The organism is Lachnoclostridium sp. Marseille-P6806 (assembly GCF_900625025.1).
Lineage (GTDB): Bacteria > Bacillota > Clostridia > Lachnospirales > Lachnospiraceae > CAG-791.
The window spans coordinates 1-12,396 of sequence record NZ_LR130598.1; the positions used below are offsets into that span (position 1 = coordinate 1).

At 54.8% G+C, this 12,396-nt stretch carries 9 protein-coding genes; 6 read left to right on the plus strand and 3 right to left on the minus strand.

The genetic code is table 11. From position 1 onward, the window contains the following. The first annotated feature begins 412 nt into the window (after nt 1-412). The 3 genes from E0E20_RS13485 to E0E20_RS13980 all read left to right on the plus strand — a co-directional run bounded on the left by E0E20_RS13485 (nt 413) and on the right by E0E20_RS13980 (nt 4,887). On the plus strand, nt 413-2,164 hold the full coding sequence (locus tag E0E20_RS13485) for a right-handed parallel beta-helix repeat-containing protein (RefSeq protein WP_165444116.1): 1,752 nt from the start codon (nt 413-415) through the stop codon (nt 2,162-2,164). A 351-nt stretch (nt 2,165-2,515) separates the two neighbouring features. Further along, nucleotides 2,516-2,998 carry a zinc-ribbon domain-containing protein gene (locus E0E20_RS13490; protein WP_130838696.1) on the plus strand — a complete coding sequence of 161 codons (483 nt, stop codon included), beginning with the start codon at nt 2,516-2,518 and terminating at the stop codon, nt 2,996-2,998. Next, nucleotides 2,995-4,887, plus strand: a complete 1,893-nt coding sequence (locus E0E20_RS13980) for a hypothetical protein (protein ID WP_165444117.1) — start codon at nt 2,995-2,997, stop codon at nt 4,885-4,887. The genes E0E20_RS13490 and E0E20_RS13980 overlap by 4 nt, the downstream gene beginning before the upstream one ends. 127 nt (nt 4,888-5,014) lie before the next feature. Here E0E20_RS13980 and E0E20_RS13500 read toward each other — a convergent pair whose 3' ends face one another. Genes E0E20_RS13500 through E0E20_RS13510 form a run of 3 tightly spaced genes read right to left on the minus strand, consistent with a single transcriptional unit; the run spans nt 5,015 to nt 8,658 of the window. Continuing rightward, nucleotides 5,015-5,983, minus strand: a complete 969-nt coding sequence (locus tag E0E20_RS13500; RefSeq protein ID WP_242622808.1) for an ABC transporter permease — start codon at nt 5,981-5,983, stop codon at nt 5,015-5,017. A gap of 12 nt (nt 5,984-5,995) precedes the next feature. Next, a complete protein-coding gene (locus tag E0E20_RS13505; protein WP_130838697.1) occupies nt 5,996-7,117 on the minus strand; it encodes an ABC transporter permease in 1,122 nt (373 codons plus the stop codon). Next, the gene (locus E0E20_RS13510) at nt 7,114-8,658 is read right to left on the minus strand and encodes an ABC transporter ATP-binding protein (protein ID WP_130838698.1); all 1,545 of its coding nucleotides are present in this window, start codon (nt 8,656-8,658) and stop codon (nt 7,114-7,116) included. The genes E0E20_RS13505 and E0E20_RS13510 overlap by 4 nt, the downstream gene beginning before the upstream one ends. Before the next feature lie 344 nt (nt 8,659-9,002). Between E0E20_RS13510 and E0E20_RS13515 the strand changes: the two genes are divergently transcribed. The 3 genes from E0E20_RS13515 (at nt 9,003) to E0E20_RS13525 (ending at nt 12,272) form a co-directional block, all read left to right on the plus strand. After that, complete coding sequence (locus E0E20_RS13515; protein ID WP_165444118.1) at nt 9,003-10,079, plus strand: LacI family DNA-binding transcriptional regulator; 1,077 nt, start codon at nt 9,003-9,005, stop codon at nt 10,077-10,079. 78 nt (nt 10,080-10,157) lie between these two features. After that, nucleotides 10,158-11,540 (plus strand): ABC transporter substrate-binding protein, encoded by a 1,383-nt coding sequence (locus E0E20_RS13520; RefSeq protein ID WP_130838700.1) that lies wholly within the window; start codon nt 10,158-10,160, stop codon nt 11,538-11,540. A gap of 42 nt (nt 11,541-11,582) precedes the next feature. Continuing rightward, complete coding sequence (locus E0E20_RS13525) at nt 11,583-12,272, plus strand: carbohydrate ABC transporter permease (RefSeq protein ID WP_130838701.1); 690 nt, start codon at nt 11,583-11,585, stop codon at nt 12,270-12,272. Nucleotides 12,273-12,396: the final 124 nt, after the last annotated feature.

Consider the following 12,396-nt stretch of genomic DNA (forward strand, 5'->3'; position numbering starts at 1 on the left):
TAGCTTCTGAAACCGGTCTTCCTCTGACATCATATTTTCTCGGAAATGAGGCCATAAATAAAATGCTAAACCACAGGTTCTAAACCGTGGTTTAGCACTACTTTTTTTCTCAAGTCCGAAAGACAGGTAGGATACCATGCCGATATTGGAACATCAAGTGCGTGTATGCAGATGAGTAAATAATAAGAAATATGATTGCGCATCAAACATCTGACTGCGGACATGGTATTGTAGAGTATATCAGGAACAGAGTTTTATTCTTGCAGGAGAGACGTGTTTATATTCAGCAAACAGCAAAGGATAACGAAGGATGAAGAGAATGCGAATCTGTTGTACATTTGCGCTCGTGCCTGCACTGCTTTTGTGGCTTATCAGATGCGGCGCTGCTTCCCAAATAGACGAACCTGCCGGGATGCCGGCGCAGGAGTCCGGGGCTGTCTCGTCAATTCCGGAGGCTCTCCCCGCTTCGTCAGATCCCCCTGCCCCGTCGGAGGAACCCGCACCGGAGGACGAAACGCTCTATGTCAGTACGGCAGGTGAATTTCTCGAAGCGATCGCTCCGGGCGCGGTCATCGAACTTGCGCCTGGCGTCTACAACCTCACAGAGTATCTCCATGAGGCTCCCGACGACATCTCGGACTACATTGTGCGCGGCTTCAGTTCTGACGGCTGGCAGGCCGAAATCAGGGGGGTCGGGAATCTGACGATCCGCGGTGAGGAGGGCGGCAAGACCGAGGTCGTGGCGGAGCCCCGCTATTCCGACGTGATCTACTTCAACGCCTGTTCCGATATTGCGATCGAGAACATCACTTTCGGCCACACGACCGAGAAAGGCAGCTGTGAGGGTGCGGTGCTTGCGTTCGATGATTGCCGGAACATCAATCTGGACGGTCTCGATCTCTACGGCTGCGGCACCTATGGCGTAGCGGCGGATCATACGGCAGGCATTACGCTCCAGGATTGTATCATCCGCGACTGCAGCTACGGTATCATTGACATGATCTTCTGCAGTGACGTCACCTGTGAGGACTGTACGTTCAGGGACAACGGTGGCTATGATATGCTGAGTCTCCGCGGTTCTTTCGTCCTTTTTGACGGCTGTGCGTTCGCCGGGAACGAGGGGAGCAGTTTTCTTCCCGCTGACTACTCACGCGGCAGTGAGAGCGGCGCGCGCTTTGCGCACTGTACTTTCGACCGCTGGGAGAGTCAGCACCTCAATGAGGAGCTCAAGGGCCGCGGAAACTTCGTGATTGGCAAAGACTGCCAGTTCAGGGTCGAGCCGGGCAGGCGGACCGTGTATGCCTCGAGCATGGAGCAGCTGATTGAAAACATTGCTCCGGATACGCAGATCATGCTTGCTCCGGGCAAATATAACCTGAGCGATACGCTCTCTGAGCTTTTTGCGCAGGAGGGCGAGCATTTCAATGAGAGCCGTGAATTTGTGCGCATTGACGAGGTAGCCGACGGTCTGGAGCTCGTCGTCACCGGCGTGAGCGGGTTCACCATCGCCTCGGAGTCCGGCTCCGCGGCGGATACCGAGATCGTGACCGACCCGCGCTATGCCGACGTTATAAACTTTGAAAACTGCTCCGGTACCGGCATTATGAACCTTGCCATGGGTCATACCGAAGCCGATAAATGCGCCGGCGACGTGCTGTATTTCACCTTCTGCAGCGATACCGTGCTCTGCGGGCTGGATCTCTACGGCTGCGGCGCCTACGGCATCAGCGCAGATGAGTGCGGGCTCCTCACGTGCTTCGATTCGACGATCCGCGACTGCGAGGACGGCACGCTGAAACTCTATGCCGCGCAGGAACGCGAGATGTTCCTCAACTGCGTTATGACCGGCTCCGGCAGAGGGGGCTTTTTCTTCGCGGACAACGAGTCCGGAGGGGAATTTTACTTCTGGCGCTGCATTTTCGGCGAAAGAGAGAGCAGCAGCTTTGCCTCCCTTGTTTCCGACGGCGTGATCGTCGCCGAGGACTGCAGCTGGTCAGACATGACCGAGCCTCCGATTCTTGATGACAAGTCCGCATGTGAGTTCGATGCGACCCGGGTGCAGTACGACTACGCTGTGATAGGCAGTGATTTCGGCGATTTTCTGTCAACGGTCCTTACCTTCCGCCTGATCAAAGCTTTTGATAAAGGTTACAAAAATGCTTGACCAGAACATGCCTTGTGCCATAAATTTGGCACGGCCATTTGAGGATGCTCGATTTATTGGCAGAAGCGATCCTGTTAAAATAAATGAAGTAGATGTCCTCCGGATGTTGTTCTTACGCATCGTGGAAGTCTGAATCGGGCTGACAACGCAGATCTGGTGGCGTTTAGATGCGAGAGCAGAAAGCAGCTTACAGAAGCCATCATTGACCAGATACCTTGAGATGCCCATCCTTCCGGCTCATTCAGTAGAGGTATAACACTGAAAATCCTTGATTTTCAAGGAAAAATCACTTGACATTATAAAGAGGAATATCGAGTTAGCTTCTGAAATCATCATAATAAGGGGATTGAAATGGCAAAATTCTGTAGGTACTGCGGCGCACAATTGACGCCGAAAACGAAGTTCTGCAGCAAATGCGGAAAACAAATTGCCAGGGTACAGGCGGCAAAGTCAGGCGATTTTCAGACTGCTCCTGTCCGGAAGGAAAAAAACGGAAAGAAAAAGATCGGCGTGATTGCGCTCGTTATTGTTTTGCTGGTCTCGGGAAGCTGTGCAGCATTGTATTTTACCTTTTTCCGAGGGGAACAGTTTAAGGGAAAAGCGGAACAGACCTATGAAGCAGAACAGGCGGGCACGATACTGGATTATGCGAGAAAGCTGGAGAAAGCAGGAAACTATGAGGCGGCGGAAGCGGTCTATTCCCTGATTCCGAAGGGGGCCGGTGCCGATCTGATAGAAAAAGAGAAGGAGAAGATCCCTCCTGTGCGGGTACAGGAGGATCTGGAAAAGCTGGACAAAATATTTGGCCGCCGGGCAGGAGGTGAGGGTAAATGAAAAAAGCTGTTGCCGTGTTCTGGAGCGTTTTTCTTGCCGTGGCATTGGCGGTGCAGCCTGTCCATGCAGAATCTCCCAAGACCGATGGGGAGAGGAAAGAATCCGCGGGGCTGTCGTCTGACGATTCGAATGTGCCCGCAGATGGTGAGGTATCTTCGGTACCGGATGATATATGGGACGGTGAGTATACGGAGTTTAAGGGACCAGATGGTCAGGTAACGACTGTATTTGACAGCGGAAGTGTAGTGACAGAATACAGCGACGGCAGTGTAGAGGGTGTAGATTACAGGGGAAACAGGCATTTCAAGGACAGCGAAGGAAATTACACCGTGCGAACTACGGACGGCGAGTCTGCAACAGAATATAAGGATGGCAGGCGTTCCTATACGGATAAGAATGGGATCACGACCTGTATCAATACGGATGGGAGCTCTTCTGAAACCTACGAGAATTACGGCCTCGTGATCGAATACGACGCCGAAGGGGAAAGGACCGGTATAGGCTTTGTCGGGAGCAATGAGAGAATCACTGCGGATGAGGACGGAGATTTTGAGGAGGGAGCGATAAGGGGGCCGAACGGCGCGTCGCTTACATACAGCGCGGAAGAGAGCCATATGGTTACAGTCGCCCCGAGCGGGCGAATATTGGATTATACAATCTCCGGCTCTCCGCGCAGCAAAGACGGGCTGCAGGAAACTTTAGAAATAAAGGATCCGGATGGGACACATAGTGTCTTTGAACGAAATACGACCGCTATCCTCGGGGCTGACAGGACGCCTGCCGGAACAAGAGAGACCACTTACGGCTACACGGCCACTCCGGATGGAGACAAATATGAGCACGAATGGAGCATTGTCCGTGACAAAGGAGAGAAACCCACGGCAATTGAGAAGAATGTACAGCAGTGGAACAGTGCAGATGGCTCGACCCTCTGGTTCGACGGAAACAGCCACGCGATGGCGTTCAGAAATCCCACGACAGGCGAAACTATGGTTACGGACAGTAAAGGCCGGCTCGTGGAGCTGAAAACGGATGCCGTTCGGTGGAACGCTTCATACGATGAGGACGGGGACATCGTATCCGCTGATTTCACGGATTCGGAAGAGGGACTGGAGATTGTTGTCAGACCGGGTGGCGGCGGAATCCTCACGACTATCACGGATTCGAAAGAGGGGATAGAGATCGTCAGCAGACCGGATGGCAGCGGAAGCTTCACGACACCGGAGGGAGTCTACACTTCGGATGGGGAAGGCAATGTTTTCAAGGATGGAGTGCAGATAAAAAAGGACGGCGAATTCCTCCCGGGCTATGAAACATACGGGAAGGACCCGGAGGAGAAGAATACACCGGACAGCAGCACGCCCGTTGAGCAAGATTTCGAGGAAACAGGGACGCAGGATGGATTTTTGTCAGAGGAAGCGTCCGAAGAGGCGGAAGAGCAGCCGGAGGCGCCGCAGACGGATGAGGTCGGAGGCACCTATAGCATGACGACGGTCGACTGCTATGGCACGACGGATACATTTCCTGCGAAGGTAGTTCTCTATGCGGATGGGAGCATGGAGATACGTTTTGCGCAGCATATGACGATCATCGGCGATGATTTCAGCATGTCGCTTGACATGGAGCACACCGGACCGGAGGAGTGCCTGAAGGGAACCTTTGATCAGGTATCCAATACCTTCATCGGGATGGGAAATAAAAAAATAGAAACGCACACGGACGAGCAGACGGGCATATCCATACCTACGACGTCGTTCTGGAACATGTTCCCGACCAAAATAAAATTTGACCCGTCCTTTGGTTCAGCCTCCGGCTCGATGGCAGAGGGGGAGGTCGTAATGGGCGTACCGATCACAATGCAGATTACCATGAAAAGAGAAGGAGAGTAACAGAAGGGGAAAGGGATAAAAAGCCATCGGAGTGACCTATGGCTTCAGACAGATTGCGCTGATAAAAGCGGAGGCAGAGACGGCTCTCTGGCTGTAACGGGAAAATCGGCGCAGGCGCAGCAGTGTGTCAGCGCTTCGCTTTATCGTAGATTTCGCCCAATGCTCGCGGCGCCTGATTGTTTTTGGAGAGAAAGATCAGCAGAAACAGCGTCAGGATGTAGGGGAGCGTCATGACGAGGTCGGAATAGGAGCTCGGCATGCCGAGCTGCTGCACAAGCTGATAGCCGCCGGATCTGGCAAAGCCGAAAATGAGACAGGCCGCCAGAGAGGGCAGGAGATTCCAGTTGCCGAAGATATAGGCGGCGATGGCGAGATACCCGTAGCCTACATAGATATCACTGGAAAATTTGCCGGAGATCGAATAGGCGAAGCATATGCCGGCCAGACCGGAGAGCGCGCCGGACACCATGACGGCGATGAAACGGGTCGCTGCGACACTGCCGCCCGCGGCGTCGACGGCGTGCGGATTGTCTCCGCAGGCGCGCAGACGCAGACCGAAAGAGGTTCGATAGAGAAAATACCACGCAATCAGGGCGATCACAAGAATCAGGGGCTCGAAAGGATAGACATTGGTGAAAAATGCACCCAGCACCGGGATCTTTGAGAGACCCGGTATCGTATAGCACGCGGAGACGCCGAGAATGAACTTGTCCGAGGCCTCGCCGAACACATTCCGGTTGATGGTTTTGGTCAGAAAGCTGGTCAGTGCCATGCCGAGGATGTTGATGACGACGCCGCTGATCACCTGATTGGCTCGGAAGCGGATGCAGAGCAGCCCGTGAAGCGCCGCGTATGCCGCGCCGCCCAGCATGGCGCACAGCATTGCCGCGGCATAGGGGATACGGGAATCGGCTCCAAAATAAAGTGTGAGACAATATGCCGTGAGGCCGCCGACGAAGGCGCCCATACCCTGCAGGCCTTCAAGTGCCAGATTGGTGATGCCGCTGCGCTCGGAGTAGATGCCGCCGATGGCCATGATGAACAGGGGAAGAGCAAAGCTCATGCCGTCGATGATGATGTTGTGAATGATGTTCATGGGGCGATCTCCTTACTCCTTATGTGCGGACTTTTTGCGGGCGGGTGTCGGAACCGTGGATTTTCGGTGTTCTTTGCCGCGAATGAAGAGCCCGAGGAAATAGCTGCTGCAGGCAGAGGCCAGAAGAATAAGGCCGGTGATGACGGCGGCGATTTCCGATTCCAGCCCTGCCTGCGAGCTCATATAGGTCGAGCCTTTCGTGATGATGTCGATCAGAAAGGAGGAGGCGAGGATTCCGGCCGGGTCTGAATTGCCGAGGAGGCATACCGCGATGGAATCGTAGCCGACGGAAACCAGTGTCTTGGGCTGGATAGAGGCAAAGTAACCGAGATAATAGGTGGCCCCGGCAATGCCGGCAAGCAGCCCGGAGATGGCCATGGACTTCACAATGCTGCTGCCGACGCGTATCCCCGCGTAGCGGGAGGCAGTGCGGTTCAGTCCGACGGCCCGCAGCTCGTAGCCCAGAACGGTGCGCTCGAGGAGAAAACGGATGATGATCACGGCGGCGACAGCAAGAAGAAAACCGATGGGAAGATCGTATTTGATGCCTCCGAGATTGATCTGGTGGAAGGTCAGCCTTGCGTTGTCTCCGATATTTCGGCTCTGCCGCGAAACGGGGTCCACGAAGAAGGTGTTGATGAAAAAACTGATGACATAGCTGGCAATATAATTCAGCATGATCGAGGATACCACTTCGTTGATGTTGAAGCGATATTTCAGATAGCCGATCAGTGAGCCGACTGCCGTGCCCGCGGCGGCGGACAGGAGAATGACAAGCGGCTTCGCAACGGGCGCGGAAAGCGAGCTGTACCCGATCGTGACGGAAGAGATAAAGCCCGCGACCAGCATCTGTCCGGAAATGCCGATGTTGAAAAGACCGGCTTTCATGGCGACTGCGCAGGAGAGCGCGGCAAAGATCATCGGCGTCCAGAAATCCACAAAGCTGCTGAAATCGGCAAGCTGGGATTTGCTCCCCGCGTATTTGGCCTTGGGCGCAAGGCCGCAGCCCTGCAGCAGGTTATAGTAGGCGGAGAGAGGATTTTTGCCGAGAGCCAGTATGACGACGGCGCCGGCAAGGAGGCTGATCAGAATGGCGATCAGCGCGATCCGGATAACATTTTTGCGATCGTTCATGAGACAGCCTCCCTGTGCACACCCATCATAAATTCTCCGACATCGGAGGCGGTAAGCTCCGAGGCGGGGGCGATTCTGCCAAGCTCACCGCGGTAAATGACGCCGATGGTATCGGCCAGCTCCATGACCTCATCCAGTTCGAGGGAAATCAGAAGAACGGCTTTTCCACGGTCGCGCTGCTCGAGGATCTGACGGTGGATATTCTCGATGGCGCCGATGTCCAGACCGCGTGTGGGCTGGACAAAGATGGTGAGCGGCGCGTCCTGCTCGATTTCCCGTCCGACGATCGCTTTCTGCTGATTCCCGCCGCTCATAGAGCGGACCCATGTGGAGCCGCCGGCGGCGCAGCGGATGTCATATTTTTGTATCAGCGCTTCGCCGTAGGACGCGATCTGCTCCCGGTTCAGCACGCCGGAACGGGAGAACGGACGGCGGTAGTATTCCCGGAGCGCGAGATCGTCCTCCAGGCGGAAATCCAGAATCAGTCCTACGCTCTGCCGGTCCTCCGGAATATAGGAAAGGCCGATTTCCTTGCGTCCACGGACCGAAAGCTGAGCGATGTCCGTGCCGCATATCCGGACGGAGCCGCCGGAGATCCGGGCGAGCCCCGCGATCGCGTCGGCAATTTCGGTCTGCCCGTTGCCGGAGACCCCCGCAATGGCAAAGATTTCGCCGGAACGGATCTGAAAAGAAACATTTCTTACAATTTCGACGCCGTCGGAATTTCTGACGCAGAGCTGATTCACATCGAGAACGACTTCCCCGGGCTGCGCCGGGGCTTTCCCCAGAGAGAGAGAGACCTCGCGTCCGACCATGAGATTCGCCATTTCTTTCGTGTCGGTGGAGGCGACGTCTCGGACGTCGATCAGGCGCCCTCGCCGCAGAATGGCGCAGCGGTCGGCGACGCGGCGGATCTCGTCGAGCTTGTGCGTGATGAGGATGATGGTCTTTCCCCCGTCCCGGAGACGGCGCAGGATGTCAAGGAGAGAGTCGATCTCCTGCGGGGTCAGCACGGCGGTCGGCTCGTCAAAGATCAGAATTTCCGCCTCGCGGTAGAGCATCTTGAGAATTTCAATGCGCTGCTTTGTGGAGACGTTGATGTCGCGGATCACGGCCGTGGGGTCTACCTCGAGGCCGTACCGGCGGGACAGCTCGGCAACACGCGCGTTCGCCGCCCGGATATCGACGCAGGGGAAGAGGCCGAGCGCTTTCCGTTTCGGCTCGATTCCGAGGATGATATTTTCTGTGATGGTATAGTTGGACACCAGCTTGAAATGCTGGTGCACCATGCCGATGCTGAGGCTGGTCGCGTAGGAGGGACTGCTGATGCTTTCCTTTTTCCCGCGGATCAGAATTTCGCCCTCGTCCGGCTCGTACATGCCGAAGAGCATGCTCATCAGCGTGCTCTTTCCGGCGCCGTTTTCTCCGAGAAGCGCATAGATCTCACCTTTTTTTACCTGAATCGTCACGTCGTCGTTGGCGACGATGCCGGGGAAGCGCTTGGTGATATGCCTCATTTCGACAATGTATTCTTCCGCCATGGATTACCTCGCAGGAAAGTCTCGAACATAGAATTGAGAAAAAGCGGTCTGACCCGGCGAGCATTCGCGTAGAGCTGGAGTACGTGCCGATGCCTGTCCCTTTTTTTCCGGGGCCCGGCAGACGGGAGTGCTGCCTGCAGACAGCAGTATTATAGCGTATTCCGCGCGTCACTTCCAATACTCCGGTGCGGGCGGAGCCGTGAAAACAGGATCGGAATGCAGATGAATAAAGCTGTACAAAATACACAAAAAAGAGAAATATGGACTCGCGACCATACATAAATATATTGCCAATACATGAAAAGAAACCGCATAATGCAGACAGGAGAGGACAGCTCCTGCGAATGAAACAAAGCATGAATACAAAGCACATGACAAGGAAAGATATTGCGGAAATGGCCGGCGTCTCAGTTTCTGTCGTGTCCCGTGCGCTGAACAACAGCGGCTATGTGGCGGCGGAGAAGAAAGCGAAGATACTGCGGCTTGCGGAGGAGCATAATTATATCCCGCATCCGGTCGCCATGTCCTTGCAGCAGCGGCGTACCGGACAGATACTCTACTACTGCAAGGATCTTCACAATTCCTTCAACATCGACCTCTACTACGGGATGGTGGAGGCGGCACGGAAACGCGGTTATATGGCGATGATCAACGCCAATGTCACATTCGATCACATCCGCGGCGCCATGGTGGACGGGATTCTGCTGCAGAATGAGTTCTTCGTCCGTCGGTATCTGGAAACCTACGGAAAAAACTATTTTCTGCCGGTCGTCGGAGCGAGCTTCGGGAATCTGGAGACGTTGTCGCAGTCGGTTCCGATCGTGGAATGGGATATTGAGGGGAGTATGGAGCTGCTCATCCGCTATCTGAGGAAGCGGGGACATCGCAGGATTGCCTATGCCGGCCCCTATGGCTATCAGAACCCTAACTGCCGGACCGTGGTGTGGAAGCAACTGATGGAGCCGTTGCTGGGGGAACGGCTGCGCGACTATTATCTGGACACTTCAGCAAGCGATTCTGAGGGGATCATGATCGCCGATTATGACAGCGGCGCCACGGAATGGCTGAATGAGGAAACTTATAACAATAAGGCCAGAGAAGCAATCCGTATTCTGCTGGAGAGAGGGCTGGAAGCGACGGCGATCGTGGCGTTCAATGATGAATTTGCCGTCGGCCTCATTCAGGCACTGGAGCAGAACGGAAAACATGTGCCGGATGACATCTCCATCGTCAGCTTCGACGGATCGTACCGGAGCATGACATCCGTTCCGCGTCTGGTCAGCGTCGGTCCGGATTTTCGGCTGTACGGAGAAAAGATGGTCGATACGCTGGTGCGTCGTATCGAGGGGCAAAGGCTTCATTATTTCAGCCGGGTGAAGGGAGTGATACACGAGGGCGATTCCGTCCGGAGGCTCCGCTGATTCGGGAGGGGAGGCGCAGACGAAAGGAAACGGCGCTTCGTCTGAAATATTATAGTTTCAAAACAAAAGGGGGAAACGATGAGACGACATGTAAAAGTCACGACAATGTTGCTGATCTTGGCGATGGCGGCGTCGATCGCCACAGGCTGCGGTGAAGCGGCGGAGACGTCGGAGAGCGCGTCCGCGGCGGGCGGGGAGCAGGCTGCCGCCGCGGGAGAAATCGACAAAAATATGAAAGCGGATATCGTGGTCGGCGGCTGGCCGTCCGGAGACGATGCCTTTGAAGCGGCAATGGCCGGGTTTCAGGAGGAATATCCGAATATTCATGTAGAGCTTCAGTTCACGGACACCTCGGCGCATCATCAGAATCTTCAGACATCTCTGGCGGCTGGTTCCGGTGCGCCGGACGTCGCGATGGTTGAGGGGGCATATGTCGCACAGTACCGCAATTCGACCGCACTGGCGGATCTGAATACCTGCGGGGCGCAGAATTACCGGAATGACTTTGTTTCGTTCAAGTGGGATCAGTGCATATCGGACGACGGAACAGCCATGAGGTTGATCCCATGGGATATCGGACCGACGACGCTTTTTTACCGCACAGATATTTTTGAGAAGGCAGGGCTGCCGACGGATCCTGTCGAGGTGGACAAAATTCTCTCCACATGGGACGGGGTTCTTTCGGCCGCGGAGCAGGTGAAGGAAAAGACCGGCGCATGGTTTGTCCCGGATGCCTCTTATTTTTATCAGCTTCTTTTTCAGAACCGCGACTATTATGATGAGGATCTCAATCTGAAGCTGGAGAGAGAGGGCGATATCGACTGCCTGAATACCATTATTAAATTCCGTGCAGAGGGACTTGATATGAATGTCGATATGTGGTCGACGGAGGCTTATGCGGCCTATGCGGACGGAACGATCGCCTCGGTGGCCTCCGGCGCATGGTTCGGCGGCTTTCTCAAGACGGATATCGATCCGAATGGGGCCGGACACTGGGCAGCCGCCAATCTTCCGGCGGGGATTGGTGTGAAAAACTGGGGCGGATCTTTCCTTGCCATCCCGGAGCAGAGTAAAAACAAGGCGGCGGCGTGGGCGTTTATTCAGTATATGGTGGCCACAAGCGAGGGGCAGAACGCCATGTTCGCGGCGGTGGATTATTTCCCGGCCTATACGCCGGCTTATGACGATCCGATCTATGCCGAGGAGGACCCGTACTTCGGCGGACAGAAGACCAAGGCTCTCTGGGCGTCTCTGGCGGAGAAGCTGGAGCCGGTCTACACGACGCAGATGGATACCACGGCAGAGGGACAAATTTTCACCTCCGTCAATCAGGGACTGGAGGAAGGACTTGACGCGGAGGGGATTCGGAGCCTGTTGGCCTCTAATATTGAGACGGCGGCAAAGGAGATCCGGGAGCAGCAGATTCAGACGCTGAAGGACGCGGGGGTCTGGAATAAATAGACGCGGCATGATACGCCGGGATCATCGGCCGGGAGGAGGAGCATGAGCATAAAAAGGATATGGAAAGAGTATAAGGTGGCATATGTTTACATTGCGCCGTTCTTTATTCTCTTTGCCATTTTCGGACTGTTCCCTATCGCCTACGGATTCTATCTGAGCTTTTTCCGCTGGGACGGTCTCTCGGCAATGCACTTTGTGGCATTCACGAATTACATCAATATATGCAGGGATCCGCTGTTCTGGAAAGCGCTGTACAACACGCTGCTGATTGGAATTATCGCGCATATCCCGATTCTTCTGGGCGGGCTCACGCTGGCATTCGTTCTCAACGCAAAGCTGGTGCGGGGGAAGAACCTTTTCAAGACGGTTTATTTCATGCCGATGGTCACAAGCTCAGTCGCGATTTCCATTGTATTTCAGCAGATGTTCGGGAACAACTACGGTGTGATCAACTGGTTTGTGTCTTTGCTGGGAGGAGAGAAGGTCAACTGGCTCGGCGGCGACGGCTCGCTCATCAAGGTAGCGGTGATCTGCATGTTTGCATGGAAATGGACCGGCTGGAATATGGTCATCTATCTTGCCGGTATGCAGGGAATCAGCGGGGATATCTATGAGGCCGCGCAGATCGACGGGGCAGGGCAGGCTCAGATTTTTTTCCGGATATGTATTCGGCTCCTCAAGCCGATCATTATTTTTACCGTGATTCAGTCTACCATCGGGATGTTTAATTAATACTTTCCCAATCCGCCGTACTATAGAAAACGGCGAAATTGACTCGTTTTAGTGCCTGAACGCTGCGCGTTCGTGAGTAGTTCCTTGAAAAACAACGGTTTTTCCGCTCATATGGCGGCCTGCG

Coding starts and splice junctions, on each gene's coding strand:
- E0E20_RS13485 (WP_165444116.1), top strand. CDS start 413: ATGCCGGCGCAGGAGTCCGGGGCTGTCTCGTCAATTCCGGAGGCTCTC.
- E0E20_RS13520 (WP_130838700.1), top strand. CDS start 10,158: ATGAGACGACATGTAAAAGTCACGACAATGTTGCTGATCTTGGCGATG.
- E0E20_RS13980 (WP_165444117.1), top strand. CDS start 2,995: ATGAAAAAAGCTGTTGCCGTGTTCTGGAGCGTTTTTCTTGCCGTGGCA.
- E0E20_RS13490 (WP_130838696.1), top strand. CDS start 2,516: ATGGCAAAATTCTGTAGGTACTGCGGCGCACAATTGACGCCGAAAACG.
- E0E20_RS13505 (WP_130838697.1), bottom strand. CDS start 7,117: ATGAACGATCGCAAAAATGTTATCCGGATCGCGCTGATCGCCATTCTG.
- E0E20_RS13525 (WP_130838701.1), top strand. CDS start 11,583: ATGAGCATAAAAAGGATATGGAAAGAGTATAAGGTGGCATATGTTTAC.
- E0E20_RS13500 (WP_242622808.1), bottom strand. CDS start 5,983: ATGAACATCATTCACAACATCATCATCGACGGCATGAGCTTTGCTCTT.
- E0E20_RS13510 (WP_130838698.1), bottom strand. CDS start 8,658: ATGGCGGAAGAATACATTGTCGAAATGAGGCATATCACCAAGCGCTTC.
- E0E20_RS13515 (WP_165444118.1), top strand. CDS start 9,003: ATGAAACAAAGCATGAATACAAAGCACATGACAAGGAAAGATATTGCG.